The sequence below is a fragment of the Acinetobacter sp. DMC2 genome (assembly GCF_056314305.1).
Genome location: NZ_JBQUYP010000003.1, coordinates 416,640 through 435,863, shown reverse-complemented (window position 1 = coordinate 435,863; position 19,224 = coordinate 416,640). Strand labels below are relative to the sequence as shown.

The 19,224-nt window shown below is 40.2% G+C and carries 16 protein-coding genes; 11 read left to right on the top strand and 5 right to left on the bottom strand.

Annotated elements, in window-relative coordinates; all coding sequences use genetic code 11:
• Positions 1 to 110 precede the first annotated feature (110 nt).
• The gene (locus ACT53H_RS08815) at positions 111 to 842 is read left to right on the top strand and encodes a GntR family transcriptional regulator (protein ID WP_476009083.1); all 732 of its coding nucleotides are present in this window, start codon (positions 111 to 113) and stop codon (positions 840 to 842) included.
• Between the two features lie 72 nt (positions 843 to 914).
• On the opposite strand, the gene ACT53H_RS08810 is transcribed toward ACT53H_RS08815, so the two are convergent.
• Complete coding sequence (locus tag ACT53H_RS08810) at positions 915 to 1,832, bottom strand: LysR family transcriptional regulator (RefSeq protein ID WP_296517518.1); 918 nt, start codon at positions 1,830 to 1,832, stop codon at positions 915 to 917.
• 96 nt (positions 1,833 to 1,928) lie between these two features.
• Between ACT53H_RS08810 and aptA the strand changes: the two genes are divergently transcribed.
• The 3 genes from aptA to ACT53H_RS08795 all read left to right on the top strand — a co-directional run bounded on the left by aptA (position 1,929) and on the right by ACT53H_RS08795 (position 6,432).
• Positions 1,929 to 3,311, top strand: a complete 1,383-nt coding sequence (gene aptA, locus ACT53H_RS08805) for an omega-aminotransferase AptA (RefSeq protein ID WP_476009082.1) — start codon at positions 1,929 to 1,931, stop codon at positions 3,309 to 3,311.
• A gap of 54 nt (positions 3,312 to 3,365) precedes the next feature.
• Positions 3,366 to 4,931, top strand: a complete 1,566-nt coding sequence (locus ACT53H_RS08800; protein WP_476009081.1) for a CoA-acylating methylmalonate-semialdehyde dehydrogenase — start codon at positions 3,366 to 3,368, stop codon at positions 4,929 to 4,931.
• 109 nt (positions 4,932 to 5,040) lie between these two features.
• The gene (locus ACT53H_RS08795) at positions 5,041 to 6,432 is read left to right on the top strand and encodes an amino acid permease (RefSeq protein WP_005305585.1); all 1,392 of its coding nucleotides are present in this window, start codon (positions 5,041 to 5,043) and stop codon (positions 6,430 to 6,432) included.
• Between the two features lie 102 nt (positions 6,433 to 6,534).
• On the opposite strand, the gene ACT53H_RS08790 is transcribed toward ACT53H_RS08795, so the two are convergent.
• On the bottom strand, positions 6,535 to 7,428 hold the full coding sequence (locus ACT53H_RS08790) for a LysR family transcriptional regulator (RefSeq protein ID WP_476009080.1): 894 nt from the start codon (positions 7,426 to 7,428) through the stop codon (positions 6,535 to 6,537).
• A gap of 154 nt (positions 7,429 to 7,582) precedes the next feature.
• Between ACT53H_RS08790 and ACT53H_RS08785 the strand changes: the two genes are divergently transcribed.
• The 6 genes from ACT53H_RS08785 to ACT53H_RS08760 all read left to right on the top strand — a co-directional run bounded on the left by ACT53H_RS08785 (position 7,583) and on the right by ACT53H_RS08760 (position 14,027).
• The gene (locus ACT53H_RS08785) at positions 7,583 to 8,620 is read left to right on the top strand and encodes a cupin domain-containing protein (RefSeq protein WP_476009079.1); all 1,038 of its coding nucleotides are present in this window, start codon (positions 7,583 to 7,585) and stop codon (positions 8,618 to 8,620) included.
• 27 nt (positions 8,621 to 8,647) lie between these two features.
• The gene (locus ACT53H_RS08780; RefSeq protein WP_476009078.1) at positions 8,648 to 9,868 is read left to right on the top strand and encodes a 3-hydroxybenzoate 6-monooxygenase; all 1,221 of its coding nucleotides are present in this window, start codon (positions 8,648 to 8,650) and stop codon (positions 9,866 to 9,868) included.
• Positions 9,865 to 10,503 (top strand): maleylacetoacetate isomerase, encoded by a 639-nt coding sequence (gene maiA, locus ACT53H_RS08775; protein ID WP_068556582.1) that lies wholly within the window; start codon positions 9,865 to 9,867, stop codon positions 10,501 to 10,503. The genes ACT53H_RS08780 and maiA overlap by 4 nt, the downstream gene beginning before the upstream one ends.
• Before the next feature lie 32 nt (positions 10,504 to 10,535).
• Positions 10,536 to 11,237, top strand: coding sequence for a fumarylacetoacetate hydrolase family protein (locus tag ACT53H_RS08770; protein WP_476009077.1), 702 nt, complete (start codon positions 10,536 to 10,538; stop codon positions 11,235 to 11,237).
• A gap of 111 nt (positions 11,238 to 11,348) precedes the next feature.
• Positions 11,349 to 12,692 (top strand): MFS transporter, encoded by a 1,344-nt coding sequence (locus ACT53H_RS08765; protein WP_476009076.1) that lies wholly within the window; start codon positions 11,349 to 11,351, stop codon positions 12,690 to 12,692.
• A 78-nt stretch (positions 12,693 to 12,770) separates the two neighbouring features.
• Positions 12,771 to 14,027, top strand: a complete 1,257-nt coding sequence (locus tag ACT53H_RS08760; protein WP_476009075.1) for an OprD family outer membrane porin — start codon at positions 12,771 to 12,773, stop codon at positions 14,025 to 14,027.
• A gap of 77 nt (positions 14,028 to 14,104) precedes the next feature.
• Here ACT53H_RS08760 and ACT53H_RS08755 read toward each other — a convergent pair whose 3' ends face one another.
• Both ACT53H_RS08755 and ACT53H_RS08750 read right to left on the bottom strand, forming a co-directional pair.
• Positions 14,105 to 15,190, bottom strand: coding sequence for an HlyD family secretion protein (locus ACT53H_RS08755; protein WP_476009074.1), 1,086 nt, complete (start codon positions 15,188 to 15,190; stop codon positions 14,105 to 14,107).
• Positions 15,187 to 16,764, bottom strand: a complete 1,578-nt coding sequence (locus ACT53H_RS08750) for an MFS transporter (RefSeq protein ID WP_476009073.1) — start codon at positions 16,762 to 16,764, stop codon at positions 15,187 to 15,189. The genes ACT53H_RS08755 and ACT53H_RS08750 overlap by 4 nt, the downstream gene beginning before the upstream one ends.
• A gap of 167 nt (positions 16,765 to 16,931) precedes the next feature.
• Between ACT53H_RS08750 and ACT53H_RS08745 the strand changes: the two genes are divergently transcribed.
• A complete protein-coding gene (locus ACT53H_RS08745; protein WP_476009072.1) occupies positions 16,932 to 17,552 on the top strand; it encodes a TetR/AcrR family transcriptional regulator in 621 nt (206 codons plus the stop codon).
• An 82-nt stretch (positions 17,553 to 17,634) separates the two neighbouring features.
• On the opposite strand, the gene ACT53H_RS08740 is transcribed toward ACT53H_RS08745, so the two are convergent.
• Positions 17,635 to 19,212 carry an aldehyde dehydrogenase (NADP(+)) gene (locus tag ACT53H_RS08740; RefSeq protein ID WP_476009071.1) on the bottom strand — a complete coding sequence of 526 codons (1,578 nt, stop codon included), beginning with the start codon at positions 19,210 to 19,212 and terminating at the stop codon, positions 17,635 to 17,637.
• Positions 19,213 to 19,224: the final 12 nt, after the last annotated feature.

Sequence of the window (19,224 nt, the reverse complement as noted above, 5' to 3'; positions counted from 1 at the left end):
TTATCTTCCTTGATAAATATATAAACATCTAAACATATATATGTTTGGTTTTTTGTATTACATAGAACTATGCTAATATTGTCAAATCGATTTCATAATGTTTAACGCAAATGCTTGATGAGACTGCATTTAAAAATTTTAAATTGCCAAGATATGAAAAGGTCCGTTGGGAACTTCAAAAACTCCTGATCCAGTCTAAGTGGACAGTGGAAGAGCCTATTCCAAGCGAACAAGAGCTTGCGCAAATGTATAGCGTATCGGTTGGAACCGTTAGAAAAGCTGTAGAAGGGCTGGTTGAGGACGGCTTGTTAATTAAGTTGCAAGGAAAAGGCACTTTTTTAAAACAACCTAATTTTGAAAACTCACTTATTCGTTTTTTTAGACTACGTAATAAAAAAGGCGAACTCATTCAGCCACAAGGTCAAATTAAAAAAGTAGAAGTATGTGAAGCGATACCGGAAGTAAACTCAGAGCTGGGGCTTGGGCTTACCGAAAAGTTGCTTTATATCGAGCGTGTGCGTAAGCATGAAGAAGTCGTTGTTTTAAGTGAAAGAATTTGGCTGCCTGAAGGTTTATTTAAAAATCTGGAAGAAATTCCGATCTCTGATTTTGGTAATTTACTTTATCCTTTTTATTATCAGCACTGTGGCCAATTTGTTTCTTCTGCAAGAGAACGGTTAACTTTTGAGAAAAACATTAAAGATAGCTATTTAAATAATAAGCTTGAAGATCCTTTAGTTAAGGTATGCCGTATTGCAAAAAATCTTGAAGGGGTTGCAGTTGAATACCGTGAGTCGTTTGGCTTGGCTCATAATTTTCATTATGAAATAGCAATTAACTAATTCTTTTTATAATCTTTAATTTTGGTTTGTAGTGGATTTTTTTACGATCTGGCGGAGGTAGAAACTACCTCCCTAATGATTCAGCACCCGCTTTTCGAGCATTTCCATAAAAGTTTTTAAAATAATGTTGTGGTTTTTGCCTTTATGAGTAATTAAGCAAATGGGCGTGCTGTAATGCATTTTTTCCTTTGAAACAGCTTGCATAAAACCATCTTCAACCCATTTTTTTGCATAGTGGTCGGGTAAAAAACCTAAGAATTTTCCCGTTAAAATCAGAAATGCGATTCCTTCACGGTCGCTTGCTGTCGCTTTACAGTCTAAAAGCTGGTGCAACTTTGCCGCTTCAGGTGTGATTGCATAATTAGGAAGTACAGCTTGCCATTTTTTTAATTCATCTAGTTCCATCTTGCTACATTTGCCAAACAAGGGATGGTTTTTACCGCAGTACAAAAATGAACTTTCGCTATATAAGTCAAAATAGTCTAGGCCAGACAGCGGAGTCACAAGGGGAATTGCTCCAGCATGTAAACGGTTATCTAATACACGGCACTCAATATCTGAAAGTGTGCTCATGCTAATGTTAATGATCACTTCCGAATGTTCTTCGGCAAGTTGTGCCAGCGTATTGGTAATGTAGCCACTTGGCATGGTCACAAGGTTATTAATAATACCTATATTAAATTCGCCTTTTAGACGGTTATGCATTTGATTGACTTTGGAGCGAAAGTCTTCGATAGATGCGGTGAGCACTTCTATATATTCTAAAATTTCCCGTCCTTCATCAGTCAATGCAAACCCTGCGCGGCCACGTTGGCATAGCCGAATGCCTAAACGATTCTCTAAATCGCTCATATGCAAACTAATTGCAGAACGACTAATGCCAAGAATACTTTCGGCAGATGTAAAGCTGTGACAGTCACAAACCGTTTTAAATATTTTAAGTAATTTAATATCAAAATCAGTGACTTGATTTAGTTTTTTAGGTTTCATTTAGTTTTGTTTTTTTAAATCTAAACTCAAGATAATTTGAATTTATCAAAACTATAGTGCTATGTACACTCAAAAAATAGCCTCAAAACAAGAAGAGTGATTATGTTTGATATCGACAAATTAACTGATGGCGATTCTGCATCGGAAAATATTCAATCAAATGCTCAGATGAGCTTAAATTATCAAGCGCATTGGATGCCATTTTCTGCAAATCGCAATTTCCATAAAGATCCACGGATGATTGTTGGTGCTAAAGGGTCTTATTTAATTGATAGTACTGGCCGTGAAGTCTACGACTCATTATCAGGGCTTTGGACTTGTGGTGCTGGGCATACGCTTCCTGAAATTCAGCAAGCCGTAAGTACTCAGTTAGCAAAGCTGGATTACTCGCCAGCATTTCAATTTGGTCATCCATTGTCGTTTCAACTGGCTGAGCGAATTATTCAACTTATGCCTGAAAAATTGCAGCATGTGTTCTTTACCGACTCGGGTTCAGAGTCTGCCGACACCGCAATTAAAATGGCGCGTGCCTATTGGCGAATTAAAGGCAAACCAAGCAAAACCAAGTTGATTGGGCGTGCACGTGGCTACCATGGTGTAAACGTTGCAGGGACAAGTCTTGGTGGTATCGGTGGCAACCGAAAAATGTTTGGTCAGCTTATGGATGTAGACCACTTACCGCATACCTTACAGCCCGATTTAAGTTTTACCAAAGGCTGTGCTGAAACAGGTGGTGTAGAGCTTGCCAATGAGATGCTTAAGTTAATTGAGCTACATGATGCTTCGAATATTGCTGCCGTCATTGTAGAGCCTGTTTCTGGTTCGGCAGGATGTATTGTGCCGCCGATTGGTTATTTAAAACGTTTAAGAGAAATCTGTGATCAACACGATATCTTACTTATTTTTGATGAAGTCATTACTGGTTTTGGGCGAATGGGGACTTGGACGGCTTCAGAATATTTTGACGTTACACCAGATATTTTAAATTTTGCCAAACAAATTACCAACGGCGCTATTCCACTGGGTGGCGTAGTGGCAAGCCATGAAATTTATGATGCCTTTATGCAGCAAGATTTACCTGAACATGCGGTTGAATTTACCCATGGCTATACCTATTCGGCGCACCCAGTGGCTTGTGCAGCGGCTTTAGCAACACTTGATGTTTTAGAGAAGAAAAATTTAATTCATCAATCAGCTGCTTTAGCTCCAAGCTTTGAAAAGCTTTTACATGAATTAAAAGGCGCTCCAAACATTCTTGATATACGCAACTGCGGGCTGATTGGTGCTGTGCAATTAGCACCGCGTGATGGCGATGCGACGATTCGTGGTTTTGAAATTGGTATGCAGCTTTGGAAAGCGGGTTTCTATGTCCGTTTTGGCGGAGATACGCTTCAGTTTGGCCCAATGTTTAATAGCACAGAGACAGAGTTACAACGACTCATGAATGCCGTCGGTGAGGCAATTTATCAAGTGAAATAACATTGATCGATTTAAAACTTAATTGGACAAGATGAATAGATACAAGGAATAAAGATGAATACTTTAGAGAATTTTGACAGTAACACGGTTGCCAACACAGAAATAGATTCAAGTCAGCAAACCATTAAAGTGGTAGGGCATTTTATTGATGGTGGACTCGTCACTAAAACCACCAGGAAACAGCCTGTTTATAATCCAGCGACTGGCGAGAGTACAAAAGAAGTTGCACTTGCAGATGCAGAGCTGGTCAATCAAGTGGTTCAAATTGCAGAGCAAGCTTTTCCTGCATGGCGTGATACACCAGTGATTAAACGCGCACGTGTGATGTTTAAATTTAAGCAATTACTTGAAGAAAATGCTGACAAGCTTTGCCAACTCATTGGTGAAGAACACGGAAAAATTTGCCACGATGCTAAAGGTGAATTACAACGTGGGATTGAAAACGTTGAATATGCATGTGGTGCGCCGGAGTTTTTAAAAGGCGAATATTCAAAAAATGTGGGTCCAGATATTGATTCGTGGAGTGAGTTCCAGCCGCTAGGTGTGGTTGCAGGTGTTACGCCTTTTAACTTTCCTGCAATGGTTCCGTTGTGGATGTTCCCAATGGCAATCGTTTGCGGTAACTGTTTTATTTTAAAACCTTCGGAAAAAGCGCCTTCTGCCGCTTTATTTTTAGCGGAGCTTTTAAAACAAGCAGGCTTGCCTGATGGTGTTTTTAGTGTTGTAAACGGCGATAAAGAGGCGGTTGATACGTTGCTTCATCATCCTAAAATTCAAGCAGTTAGCTTTGTTGGATCTACGCCTATTGCAGAGTACATATACCGTACGGCAACGGCGAGTGGTAAGCGCTGCCAAGCTTTAGGGGGAGCAAAAAATCATGCAATTATTATGCCTGATGCCGATATTGATAATGTTGTGACTTCTTTGTTAGGGGCGGCGTTTGGCTCATCTGGTGAACGTTGTATGGCGTTATCAGTCGCAGTTGCAATTGGCGATGAAGTTGCCGACGTTGTGATTGAAAAATTAAAACAAGAAATGAAGCAGTTGAAGTTTGGGCATTATGCAGATGAGCGTAATGACTTCGGACCGCTCATTACGCAAGCACATAAAGACAAAGTACAAGCTTTTATTCAAAGTGCAGAGCAACAAGGTGCTAAAATTGTTGTGGATGGTCGTGATGCAAAACCGGCAGGTTATGAAAACGGTTTTTTTGTTGGGCCGACTTTAATTGACCAAGTTTCACCAGACATGACAAGTTATCAGCAAGAAATATTTGGTCCTGTTTTACAGGTCATTCGTGTACAAACCATGCAAGATGCAATGCAACTTATTAATGACCATGAATATGGTAATGGAACGTGTATTTACACTCGTGACGGTGAGGCTGCACGTTATTTTACGAGCAATATTCAAGTCGGTATGGTTGGGGTCAATGTGCCATTACCTGTACCAGTTGCATATCATAGCTTTGGTGGTTGGAAGCGTTCATTGTTTGGTGATTTATATGCATATGGTCCAGATGGTGTGCGTTTTTATACACGCCGTAAAACCATTACCCAACGTTGGCCTTCAACTCAGCTTCGTGAAGCCAAACAATTTGCTATGCCTACATTAAATTAATCAATAAAAAGGGAAAACTCTGATTTTCCCTTTTTTGTTTCGTACAAGTTGGAGAAGTACATTTTTAAGACGGTTTTAAAATCAGTTTGTCAATTTGAAGGAATCGAATATGAACAATGATAAAACAATAAAATTAAGTGAAGGACTTTCTAATCGACATGTCACCATGATTAGTATTGGTGGTGTTATTGGTGCAGGTTTATTTGTAGGCTCTTCTGCGGCAATTGCAAAAGCAGGGCCTGCTGCCGTACTTGCTTATATAATTACAAGTATTTTAGTTTTTCTGGTCATGCGCATGCTGGGTGAAATGGCGGTCGCGCAACCTGATACAGGTTCATTTTCTACATATGCCCGTAAAGCAATTGGCCCTTGGGCAGGGTTTACCATTGGATGGCTATATTGGTGGTTTTGGGTGTTGGTGATTCCAATCGAAGCCATTGCTGGAGCTGAAATTTTACACGCATGGTTCCCGCAAATTTCTAGTGCCGTTTATGCATTTGCCTTTATTATTTTACTCAGTCTAGCTAACTTTTTTAGTACCAAAAGCTTTGGTGAATTTGAGTTTTGGTTTGCACTCATTAAAGTTATTGCGATTGTAGTATTTATTATCATTGGAGCAATGGCTGTATTTGGAATGTGGCCTTTAGCAACAAATGTCAGTGGCGTTGGTAACCTATTTTCAAATGGTGGTTTTATGCCACACGGAATGGGCGGTGTTTTATCAGCCATTTTAATCTCAGCATTTTCATTTTTTGGAATAGAAATTCTTTCTATTGCAGCGGCAGAATCTAAAAATCCAGAAGAAAAAATTAAACGTGCAACGAATTTAGTGCTTTATCGAATTATATTATTCTTTGTTGTTTCAATTTTTCTTGCTGTTGCTTTGGTCGATTGGCGTTCGCCAGACTTACAAAAATTCGGGACCTTTCAGTTTGTGTTAATGAGTTTAAATGTTCCCGAAACTAAATTGATTATGGATGCTGTGGTTTTTATTGCAGTTGCAAGCTGTATGAATGCCGCAGTTTATACCTCATCTCGAATGTTATTTGCTTTAGGTACACGCCACGAAGCACCGAGTGTTGTGACAAAAATTAATAGAGCAGGTGTACCGACTTCAGCTGTATTTTTATCTACTTTGGTTGGTGTGATCTGCTGTGCGGTGAACTATATGTTCCCAGGACAAGTCTTTGGGTTCTTGCTATCCACCACAGGCTCAATCGCATTACTTGTTTATCTTGTAATTGCATTTTCTCAATTACGGTTAAGACATAAATTGGAAAAAGAGGGCGCAGCTATATCTTTTAAAATGTGGTTGTTCCCATGGTTAACGTGGTTTGTGATTTTGGTCATTATGACCGTTTTAGGTTATATGTTCTTATCACCAACCTATAGTTATGAAACTACTTTATCTTTAGGCGTAACTTTATTGGTGGTCATTTGCGGGTTGTTTGTCACGCGAAAGCGTAAAGCAACCAGATCGGTTGCCATGAATTTAGATTAATTTAAAAAAGAGTTTATAAAGACTTTGTGTAGTGAGATTTTATTCATCTATGCAAAGTCTTTTTGTTTTTATTAGTTTTTTAATGGTGTCTGTTTAAATATTCTATTCAGAAAAAAGTTCAAAACATACTCTTCTTAACCATTGGTTACTTGGTGTTTGATGAATTCGTGCATGCCAATGCTGCTTTACGCTATAAGTCGGAAAATGATAAGGAGGTTCTAAAACTTTTAAACCACCTCTGACTAAAAGCACCTGACTTAAATAATGAGGAATAGTCGCAATCGCGTCGGTGTCTTGAACAACCAAGCCAACCCCTAAATAGCTTGGCAAACGAACCAGAATATTTCGGTTTACTCCCAGTTTTTGTAACTCATGCTCCAGCACGTAGTGTCCACCCGTTGCAAAAATATCGACATGTAGCTCTTGGCGAAATTCTTGGTCTGAAAGCATTGTGCCTGTAAGCCTTGGGTGTTCTTTACTGGCAATACAAATATAACGTTGCTGGAAAAGTGTTTGCTGATAAAAACCTGCTTCAAGCTGAGGCAAAAAACCAATGGCTAAGTCAATATCGCCATTTGACATCATCACTGGTGTATTGGCATCAATTGGGACAATTTCCAAGCGAATATTGGGTGCGTGGGCACGTAAATAATTGATCAGTTTGGGTAATAAAACCAGATGGCTAATATCAGTCATGCTGATTTTAAATTGATAATTTGAAGTCTGAGGATCAAATTCAATATTGTAGTTTTGAACCAGTTTTAGTCGGTTCAGAATTTCTACAACTAGCGGATATATTTGTTTAGATAACTCAGTAGGTTGCATCTTATTTTCAATACGGACAAAAAGTGGGTCCTGAAAATGCTCACGTAATTTATTTAACGCAATACTTAAAGTGGGTTGTCCAATTTCAAGCTGTTCGGCAGCTTTAGACACACTGCTATGTTTATAAATTTCAAAGAAAATTTGTAAAAGCCGAGTATCAAGATCAAACACTTTAATTTCCTTGTATTGTTTTTATCAATACAGACTATTGTTTTTTGTGCATGGATTCAACAATTTTCGATTGTTACATTGATGATCAAGGAAGAATAGGCCGTAAAAGTACAAAGTCTTCTTGTACAAATTGGCCTTAAATAGAGGATCTGAAATGGAACAGTTAGCAACACTAGATGACTTGCCGAAACGTTATCTTAGTCAACTTGAAGAATCAAATTTAGTCCCTTTATGGCCAAGTTTACGTAATGTATTACCTCCGCATAAACCGATGCCGCAGACCGTAGCAACCGCTTGGTATTTTCAGAATATTAAACCTTTATTGCTCGAAGCAGGTGAGTTAACACCAATTGAAAAAGCTGAACGCCGTGTATTGGTTTTAGCCAATCCCGGACATGGTCTGGAAAATATGAAAGCCAGTTCGGTCATGTATCTTGGCATGCAGCTTTTGTTGCCAAAAGAGTGGGCGCCGTCACATCGACATACCCCAAATGCAGTGCGTCTGATTGTTGAAGGTGAAGGGGCTTATACAACGGTTGAAGGTCAAAAATGCATGATGGAGCATGGAGATTTAATCCTTACACCATCAGGGCTGTGGCATGAACATGGACATGATGGCGATGAGCCTGTCATCTGGTTAGATGTACTAGATTTACCTTTGGTTTATTACATGGAGGCTTCTTATGTACAACCGGGTGAAATCCAAAAAGTGACCAGTGCCGGAAATGCTCATCATTATGGAACTGGCATTGTACCAACTGCACATTTTACCCGTGAAAATGCCTTGTATCCGATCATGCGTTACTCTTGGAAAGAAACCAAAAAAGTTTTGCACGCGCTTGCAGATGATAAAAACCATCAAGCCCCAACTCAGGTGACTTACATCAATCCTGAAACCGGTGATGACTGTCAAAAAATTATTGGTTACTCCGCTTTAATGCTCAGACCAAATGAAACTTTACAGCTCCAACCGCGTTCTACTGCCCAAATTTTTCATGTGATTGATGGTCAGCTCCAAGTCAAAATTGATCAGAAAGATTTCAATTTAAATAAAGCTGATACGGCATGTGCGCCATGTTTTGCTCATATTGATTTAATCAATACCTCAGATCAACCATGCTATTTGTTTATTGCAGATGAAGCGCCCTTACAACGGAAACTGGGTTTGTACTCTGTGCGTGAGCGCCAGTAAATAGAATATTTTATAAGGATATAAATCATGTCAAATACTCAACAACCGATATTAATTGCTGGTGGCGGCGTTGGCGGGTTTGCAGCTGCACTGGCTTTGGCAAAACAAGGTTTTAAGGTACAGGTTTTTGAACAAGCACCTGAAATTGGTGAGATCGGTGCAGGAATTCAACTAGGTCCTAACGCATTTCATGCCTTTGATGCGCTAGGAATTGGTGAGATTGCTCGTAGTAAAGCAGTTTATACCGACTATATGGTTATGCACGATGCGATTGATGAATATCAGGTCGGCAAAATTCCAACCGATGAAAAATTCCGTGAACGTTTTGGTAACCCATATGCGGTGATTCACCGTGCCGACATTCATGGTTCATTGGTCGAAGGTGCTAAACAATACGGCAACTTGGAAATTATTACTAATTGTCATATTCAAAAAGTTGACCAAGATGATGCTGGCGTAACGATTACCGATCAAAACGGGAAGCAATATCATGGTCAGGCACTTATCGGTGCTGATGGAGTTAAATCTGTTGTGCGTGATACCTATGTGGGTGACCCTGCATTGGTTACAGGTCATGTGGTTTACCGTGCTGTAGTACCTGAAAGCGAGTTTCCTGAAGACTTGAAATGGAATGCAGCCAGTATTTGGGTCGGGCCAAATTGTCATCTTGTGCATTATCCACTACGCGGTGGAAAGGAATATAACGTTGTGGTGACGTTCCATAGCCGTGAGCAAGAACAGTGGGGCGTAACCGATGGCTCTAAAGAAGAAGTGCTGTCTTATTTTCAAGGGATTTGCCCGAAAGCCCGTCAATTGATTGAGCTACCTAAAAGCTGGCGCCGCTGGGCAACCGCAGACCGTGAGCCGATTGAAACATGGACTTTTGGCCGTGTGACATTACTTGGGGATGCAGCACATCCAACCACGCAATATATGGCGCAAGGTGCATGTATGGCGATGGAAGACGCCGTAACTTTAGGTGAAGCGTTACGTGTTACTGACCATGACATTTTAAAAGCTTTTGATATCTACCAAAAAGCACGTGTGGCACGTACAGCGCGCATTGTTTTGTCTTCACGTGAAATGGGCAAAATTTACCATGCCAAAGGTGTGCAACGCTTGGTTCGCAACGATTTGTGGCGTGGACGTCCTACTGAACGTTTTTATGATGCAATGGAATGGTTATATGGCTGGAATGTCAATAACTGCCTTGATGCAGTGAAAAATTATCAAGGAAATGTAGCATGAAACTCTATAGCTTTTTCCGTAGCGGTACATCGCATCGAACTCGCATTGTGTTGAACCTAAAGGGTTTGGCTTACGAAGCAACTTATATCTCACTCGCTAAAAACGAACATCATCAAGCTGCTTTTAAAGCTTTAAATCCGCAAGGATTTGTACCCGTACTTGAAACTGAATCGGGAAACTTGTTGCAAAGTCCAGCCATCATCGAATGGCTAGAAGAACAATATCCCGAACCTGCTTTATTGCCTACAGATGCATTGGGTCGTGAAAAAGTCCGTGCCATTGCTGCATTAGTTGGATGCGATGTTCACCCCTTAAACAACAAGCGTGTTCTTGAATATTTACGCCAGAACTTAGGGTTGGATGATGCACAAATCAATGCATGGTGTGCCAAGTGGATTCAAGATGGATTTGCAGCTTTAGAACATATTTTGGAACAAGACCAGAGTCGCGAAAAGTTCTGCTATGGCAAGCAACCGACCATTGCAGATGCCTATTTAGTTCCACAAGTCGTTTCTGCCGAGCGTTTTAAAGTCGATTTATCGGCTTATCCAAACATTAATGAAATTTACCAACATTGTATGACCTTAGAAGCATTTCAAAAAGCAGCACCTGAACAGCAGGCTGATGCATTTTGAGTCGTGATTAACTTAATAGAAGGAATTTATATATGTCATTTATTTTTGAACCAATGACCACTGCGGGTCTATTTATTCACGGCTCAGAGCATAAATTTCCTGTACGCCGTGTGTATTGTGTCGGCCGTAACTATGCTGCTCATGCACGTGAAATGGGTTTTGACCCAGACCGTGAACCGCCATTTTTCTTTTGTAAGCCAAATGACCTTGAGTCGGTTGTTCCAGTAAATACAGATGCGGTTGATATTCCATATCCATCTGAAACTTCAAATTTTCATTATGAAATCGAATTAGTCGTTGCAATTGGTAAAGATGCCAAAAATGTCTCAGTTGAGGAGGCAGTGAACTATATCTATGGCTATGCCGTTGGTTTAGATATGACCCGCCGTGACTTACAGATGGCAATGCGTGAAAAAGGCCGTCCATGGGAAATCGGTAAGGCTTTTGATTTTTCTGCACCAGTTGGCCCAATTCATCCGATTACTCAAACGGGTGAAATCAATAATGCCGATATTCATTTAACGGTAAATGGTAAAACCGGACAGCACAGCGATGTCAGTCATCTGATTTGGTCTGTGGCCGAAACGATTGCCAATTTATCTACGTTATTTAAATTAAAAGCAGGTGATTTGATTTTTACAGGAACTCCAGAAGGCGTGGGTGCGGTAGTGAAAGGTGATGTTATGCATGCAGACATTACTGGACTGACTGGAATTACGGTGAATGTGAAATAAATTAAATTGATCTGATTTATTGAAATAGGTGCTCAACCTAAATAAAAAATACAGTTGGGCACCTTTGCTAAGGATTGCATATACGCCAATGTATTGGCGAAAGGAGCTCTCATGTCTCAAAATTCTATAGACGTACAAAGTTTCATTGATGAAATACCGCTATCGTCTTTGCAAAAATTAATCATGTGGTTGTGTTTTTTGATTGTTGCGATTGATGGGTTTGATACCGCAGCAGTTGGGTTTATTGCACCTGCTTTAAAGGCAGAATGGGGGTTGCAAGCAACCGATTTGGCACCTTTATTTGGCGCTGGCTTGTTTGGACTGATGGCAGGTGCACTCATTTTCGGACCGTTATCCGATAAATTAGGCCGTAAACCGATTTTGATTGGTTCGGTGATTATGTTTGGAATTGCCAGTGTTTTTGCATCTTTTTCAGCAGATTTACAAACCCTAATTATTTGGAGATTTCTCACTGGTTTGGGTCTAGGTGGGGCTTTACCCAATGCAATTACTTTAACGTCTGAATATGCGCCTACATCTCGTCGCTCTAATCTTGTAACCATGATGTTCTGTGGCTTTACTGTTGGTTCTGCTCTTGGGGGTATTTTTTCGGCTCAGTTACTTCCTCATATTGGCTGGCACGGTATTTTGCTCATTGGGGGAGTGTTGCCTTTAGCGACTGTACCTTTCTTATATTTTTTATTACCTGAATCTATCCGATTTTTAGTGCTTAAAAAGAAAGGCACCGAAAAAATTGAAAAGATTATTCACCGTATCGCGCCGCATTTAAATAGTAATCCTACGTTGGTTCCAACAGTCAATGAAGTCGAAAAATCAAGTTTGAAAGATTTGTTTAATAAAGGCTTTGCTTTGGGCACTTTTTTGATTTGGTTTACCTTTTTTATGAGCCTTCTCATTATTTATATGATTTCAAGTTGGATGCCTACTTTACTGACCAATGAGGGCTTTAATTTATCCAACGCGTCATGGCTGACTTCAATTTTCCAAATAGGTGGAACCATTGGTGCCATTGTCTTAGGCCTACTGATGGATAAGATGGATGCAACCAAAATTTTAAGTACGGCTTATGTTTTTGGTGGTTTTTTCCTGATTTGTTTAGGGTTTGGAATTGAACAGGCAAATACGGCTTTATTGATGTTTGCCATGTTTGGTGTAGGTGCAGGAATTAGTGGTTCGCAAGTAGGAGCAAATGCTTTTGCATCTAGTTTTTATCCAACACATTGCCGTGCAACAGGGGTAAGTTGGGCCAATGCAGTAGGGCGCTCAGGGTCGATTGTGGGGTCAATTATGGGCGGCTGGTTAATGTCATTAAATCTCTCCAGTTTTGAAATTTTAAGCATTTTAGCGATACCTGCATTTTGTGCCGCGGTTTCATTGTTACTCATTAAACGTTTAAAGAAAAATCGGTCTCAAGTTTTAGTCGCTTCAAATTGAGATAAGGCTATCGCAACGAACAAATATATGTCTGCGCCAAAGGATGGCGCAGACAATAATTAAAGGATGATTTGTTTCATGAAATATTTAAAAATACCATATTTAAAGTTTTCTACTCTTTTATTTATCTGTAGTGGTCATTCATTGTTGTGGGCAGCCAATACCACTCAACAAGACGAAGATGAGTGGAAATTCACGCTAAAGAATGCCTATATCAACCGCGACTTTGATAATGATGCACTCAAAGATACGGGTAGCTGGTCTCAGGCAGCGTCATTATTTTATAAATCGAAAATGCATGATACTCCGCTGCAAATTGCAGACAAACCCATCACCATTGGGGCTGATGCTTCTGTTCAATACGCTGTACGTCTAAGTTCAGATAAACATGTTGCGGACACGGTCTTACCTTTTAATAAGGAAACACAATCTCAAGCATCAGACTTTTTAAAATACGGTGCCACTTTAAAGCTGGGCTATGACAAAACCTTGCTGAGTGTCGGTGAACTCTGGTTAGACCTGCCTGTAACGGCTGTTGATGCCAGCCGACAATTACTTGCCTCTTATTGGGGAACCAATCTTAAGTCGCAACTTTCAGATCAGCTCTATGCTGAAATTGGACGGGTTGAAAAAGTGTCGCCACGAAATGAAGAAGACTTTAAAAAGTTTTCGTTTACATCAAATGGAATTACCAAAGATTCTGATGGCTTAAATTATATTGACCTGCGCTATCAAATTACGCCGTCACTCAAGGGCGAATACTACTTTGGTAACTTGGAAGACCTCTACAACAAACACTATGTAGGGCTTGAGCATAATTGGAAACAACCTAACTTTGCTCTTACGTCTAAGTTTAAATATTTCAATGCAAAAGATGACGGCAATACTTTTGATATTGATGCACAAAACATTGGGGTGCTAGAAACACTCAAAGTAAAAAATCATACCTTTGGTTTAGGTTATCAACAAATTATCGGCGAGTCAGCCTATCCCTTACCGGATGGCTTTTTACCAGAGACTTATTTCATTAACTGGAATGCCACGGGATTCTTTAAAAAAGAAGAAAAGTCTTACCACATTATGTACGGCTACGACTTTAAAGACTATATACCGGGCCTAAATGCGATGGTGAAATATGTTTACGGCCATGACTTTAAAGCGGCCAATGGCGAGAAAAACCATGAAACTGAGTCGAATGTGATTTTAAATTATGCGTTTCAGCAGCCGTTCTTAAAAGGCGTGGCCCTGCAATACATTCGTATTGATTACAACGTAAAACATGGCAATGACTTTGGTGAAGACCGCTTGTTTGTAAACTACACTAAAAAGTTTTAAAGACTTTTTAAAACTCATCATTAGAAAAGAGACCGTAAATGGTCTCTTTTTCTCTCATATTTTGAAATCTAGACTATCTATTTATTCGTATCTATTGATACTAAAACCGATAAACCAGGGCGTAATAATTTAACGTCTTTTTGATTTTCAACAAGCTTGATTCGTAAAGGAAGACGCTGAACAATTTTGGTAAAGTTACCAGTTGCATTGGTCGCAGAGATCGGAGAGAAAAATGCGCCAGTAGATGGAGAGAAACTATCTACCACGCCTTTTAGCTCAACGTTATAAGCATCTACATAGACATTAACAGGTTGTCCAATTTTTATTTGTTTTAGCTCAATTTCACGGAAGTTGGCTTCTACATAGACTTGATCTAAAGGCACAACCACCATGAGTGGATTACCAGCGCTCACAAAGTTACCTACGTTAGCTGATTTTTGACCAATCATGCCATCAATAGGCGCACGAACTTCTGTATAACTCAAATTCAGTTTTGCTTTATCAAGTGCTGCTTGTGCTTGTTTAAGAGCAGCTTGTTTGGCTTGTACCTGAATCTTGTATTGGTTGAGCTGATACTGTGCATCAATCACTTTTTCTTTACTACTGTCTAAGTCAGCATATTGTTCCGTCAAAGTCGTCTTAGATTGCTGTGTAATTAATCTAGACTCGGCCCCAAGTGCCTGTAGTTCCTCATAACGCGCCGTATTATCTTTTGTGAGTTTGATTCCAGCTTCTACTTTTCTCAGCTGTGCTTCAGTTTCTCGAATAACAGTGGGTTGTCTATCAACTGCGAGCATCGCTTCACTCACGTCAGCTTGTGCTTTTGCATAATTAGATTCAGCTTCAGCCAAAGCAGCTTGATAATCACGTGCATCAATCCTTGCTAAAAGTTGGCCTTTTTTTACGGTCTGATGATCTTTAATATAAATTTCTTCAATATTGCCAGATACTTTAGGGGCAATGGTTGAGTACTCTACATCCACACGCGCATCGTCTGTTTCAATAGTCGAAGAGGGTAAAAATATAAGTTTTAAAACCCACAAAATAGATGCTAAGACAATAATGAACGCAATAACCATAACCCAATGCTTTTTGAGATATTGCACCTTTGTTAACTTAGGTGGTTCGGTGTGGATAGTATCTTGGGCTTCGAGAGTACTCATAAAGATTTTCCTGAGTTATGACTATTCATTAACTTAATGAGAGCAATACGTGGCGGATAGGTTCGAACAGGCAAAATCAACATCACAATGAATAAAATAGCGGTAAGGCCAGCTAAGATGAGATATTGATCGCTAATAACTAAAACAGATTGTTGTGCTTGAATCGCAGAATTTAGGGCAGATAAACCACCTGAAATACGATCACTACCATTTGCAGTGAGTACAGGGGGAGTAAGTGGATTAATGACAGGGCCTTGAATATTTTGGAAAACATGTTGGGCTGTATTTTCAATCAGCCGTGTTGAATGGTATTCACCGCGCACTCTATTGATCCAATCCAAAATACAAACACCCAGTACACCGCTAATCGCACGCGGAGTATTAATCATTGGTGATGCATAAATTGCCATGGTTGGGTGAACGCTGTTTGTTCCCATCATTAAGAGCGAGAGCACGACACAGGTTTGCCCCAAACATGAGATTGCATGCCAAAAATAAAACTGATCTTGATTCCATGTGGTATCAAGTTGACTTGCACCTAGGCAACCCGCGATGACCAGAAGTAAACCAAACCCGTGTACATATCGGCTATCCACCCAAGCTTGATTTAAAAGCTTCACAACAATAGGAATATAGATAAATTGCAATGCCGCAATTTGTAAGCCAATCCACATGGTCTGAGTGGGTTTATAGCCATGCACAGCACTTAAGTAATTCAGTGGTAATGTGCTGGTGGACATACCAATAATGACAAAACAAAACAGGGCAATAACAGCGTAGGCAAAATTTCGGATTTCGAGCATTTGCGGTTTAATTAATGGCGATGGATAACGCCATTCATGTATGAAAAACCAAGGTAAAGTAATTGCACTAATTAAGGCCAATACACAAATTAATTGTGAATGGAACCAGTCTAAATGGTTGCCATGCAACAACATGGTGCTCAGGCTGGCTAAGCTAATAATCGCTAAAATAGCACCCATCCAATCGTAAGTTTTTATTCTTGAATAATTCAATGGATCTTGGGGAATCCCCAAATACACCAGTGCAGCGCTTAGTGCACAAAAAGGAATGGTTTGGAAAAATATCATTTTCCAGCCAATCACATCTAAATAAAATGCAGAGAGTGCGGCACTTAAGTTGGGAAAGAATGTTGCAGTTAATGCATAACAGGCGAGACCCCATAGCCGAATGTCAGGTCCTAAAAATCTAAGCGCACAGGCCATGAGCAAAGGAATGGTTAAACCATTGGCGAGCCCTTGTAAGCCACGCAATAAATAAAATATTTCGATATTGGGGCTAAAAGGAATTAAAACGCTAGAAAAGAGACAAAGTCCTATGGCAAAAAGCAGAACTCTGCGCATAGAAAAAATGACCGCCCAACTGGTGGATAGAATCATTCCAATAATCATGGCACTTGCATAAATACTGTTGACCCAAGAACCAGAGTCAACACTAATTCCCATCGCGCCACGAATGTCGACTAAGGTAATGCTCGTGATTCGGTTGTTAAATTCAACAGTCATTGCAGCAAATATTGCACCTGCTAAACCGATGAGTGGCTTTGTATTCATTTTTTACCTTAAAATCTTAAACTTCCATTCATTGCACGGAGCAGATATTTACTGTACTGTACCGATCGGTACTCTACTCTTTAATTAAATTTCCGTCAATTCTCGATTTTGAACTTTTCGATGAGTTACACTTAGAACGAAATCGCTAAAATTTTTATAAGGCCAATATGTCAGTTTCAACTAAAGCTAATGAAAAAGATCAAAAAATTCTGGATGCAGCAACCAAGTTTTTTTTGATTCACGGTTTTAGTGGCACAACGACAGACATGATTCAAAAACAAGCGGGTGTTTCAAAAGCAACGATGTATGGGTGCTATAAAAATAAAGAAGCGATGTTTGCAGCGGTGATTGAACGACAATGCACGAACATGCAAGAGCAAATCATTTTAGTCGAGACAAAAGCTGAAAATTTACGCTCGGCTTTAACCGAGATGGGGAAAACCTATCTGTGTTTTATATTGTCGCATTCAGGATTGGCATTTTTTAGAGTTTGTATTGCAGAAGCAGTTAGATTTCCCGAGTTATCTGAAAAATTCTTTGAAGTAGGCCCGCAAAAGCTTGCAAATATTATTGCGGGTTATCTTGAAAAATCTCAAAAAAATAAAGAGATTGAGTTAAATTCCTCTGCCGATATAGCAGCAAATATATTCTTGGCATTATTACGAAGTGATGCCCATCTAAAGTGTCTGACACATCCTAATTATGCAATTTCTGATAGTGAAATTAGTACTTGGGTTGAGTACGCAGTTGATTTATTTATGAAAAATATAAATTACAACCCCTGTTAATTTTGGGAATTTTATTCTATTTATCAGCTCTGCATGTAGAAGTTAAAAGAGACCAACGAGTGGTCTCTTTTTTTTTAATTGATTAGATAGCTGCTTTGGTCATCTCACCATTGACCAGTCTTAAAATCTTCAACGGGTTGCTATCTTTTAGAGCCTCTGGCAATAAGCTTTGCGGATAGTTCTGGTAACACACAGGACGCAAATAACGGTCAATTGCCAAGGTTCCAACAGAGGTACCTCGTGCATCTGAAGTGGCTGGATATGGTCCGCCGTGTACCATCGCATCACACACCTCAACACCCGTTGGATAACCATTGATGAGCAAACGGCCGGCTTTTTCTTCTAGCACAGGAACCACATCTGCAAACTCGGTTAAGTCTGCTTCATCGGCAATTAAAGTTGCAGTGAGCTGACCATTCATGCTTTGTAAGGCTTGAAGAAGTTGGGCTTTATCTTCAACTTCAATTACCACTGTCGCTGGCCCAAAGATTTCTTCTTGCAGAAGCTGATCACCTGCAAGTAATAGCTCCACATCAGCTTTAAATAGTTGTGGCTGTGCCTGATTGCTTTGCTGGGCTTGACCTGCCAAGTGTTCAGTGCCTTGATGCTCGGTTAAGTGCTCAAGACCAGCGGTATAGCTTTTTAAGGTTCCGGCATTCAGCATAGTCTGTGCAGGTTTGCCACCCATAATTTCAGTTAGGTTGTTAATGAGCTGGCTAAACTCGGCTGATTTAATGCCTAAAATTAACCCCGGATTGGTACAGAACTGACCACAGCCCAAAACAACTGAGTCGCCTAAGTCCTGTGCAATTTTATCCCCACGGTTTTTTAAGGCTTCGGGCAACATCAGCATTGGGTTAATACTGCTCATTTCAGCAAAGACAGGAATCGGTTGTGGGCGGGCCGCGGCCATGTCACATAAAGCTCGGCCGCCTCGTAGTGAACCTGTAAATCCAACCGCTTGTATTAAAGGATGCTTCACTAAAGGTTCACCCACGCCATTACCGTAGATCATGTTAAATACGCCTTTAGGCATATTTGATTTTTCTACGGCACGTTCAATTGCTTGAGCCACAAAATCTGCCGTGGCCATGTGTCCACTATGGGCTTTCACTACCACAGAACAACCAGCTGCCAGTGTAGAAGCAGTGTCGCCACCTGCGGTTGAAAAGGCTAACGGGAAATTACTCGCCCCAAATACAGCAACAGGACCAACACCAATTTTAATCTGACGTAGGTCTGGGCGAGGTAAAGGCTGACGCTCAGATAAAGCAGTATCAATACGGGCACCTAAAAAGTCACCACGACGCAATACTTTAGCAAACAGGCGCATTTGTCCACTGGTACGGCCCCGTTCACCTTGTAAACGGGCAAGTGGCAAAGCGGTTTCTTGCGAAATAGTCTCTAGAAAATCGGTGCCCAAAGCATCGAGTTCATCAGCAATGTTTTCTAAAAATGTAGCACGCTGTTCAGGTGAAGTATGACGGTAAGTTTTAAAGGCTTGGCTAGCTGCTACACAGGCCTGATTCACTTCCTGTTCGGTTGCATGGTGAAACTCATAAGGCAAAGCCTCACCAGTTGTTGCATTCACACTTTTTAATAAAGTTGTACTTTGTGCGCTACGTGAACCGCCAATAAAGTTGTGTCCGATAATGGTCATAACAAATATCCT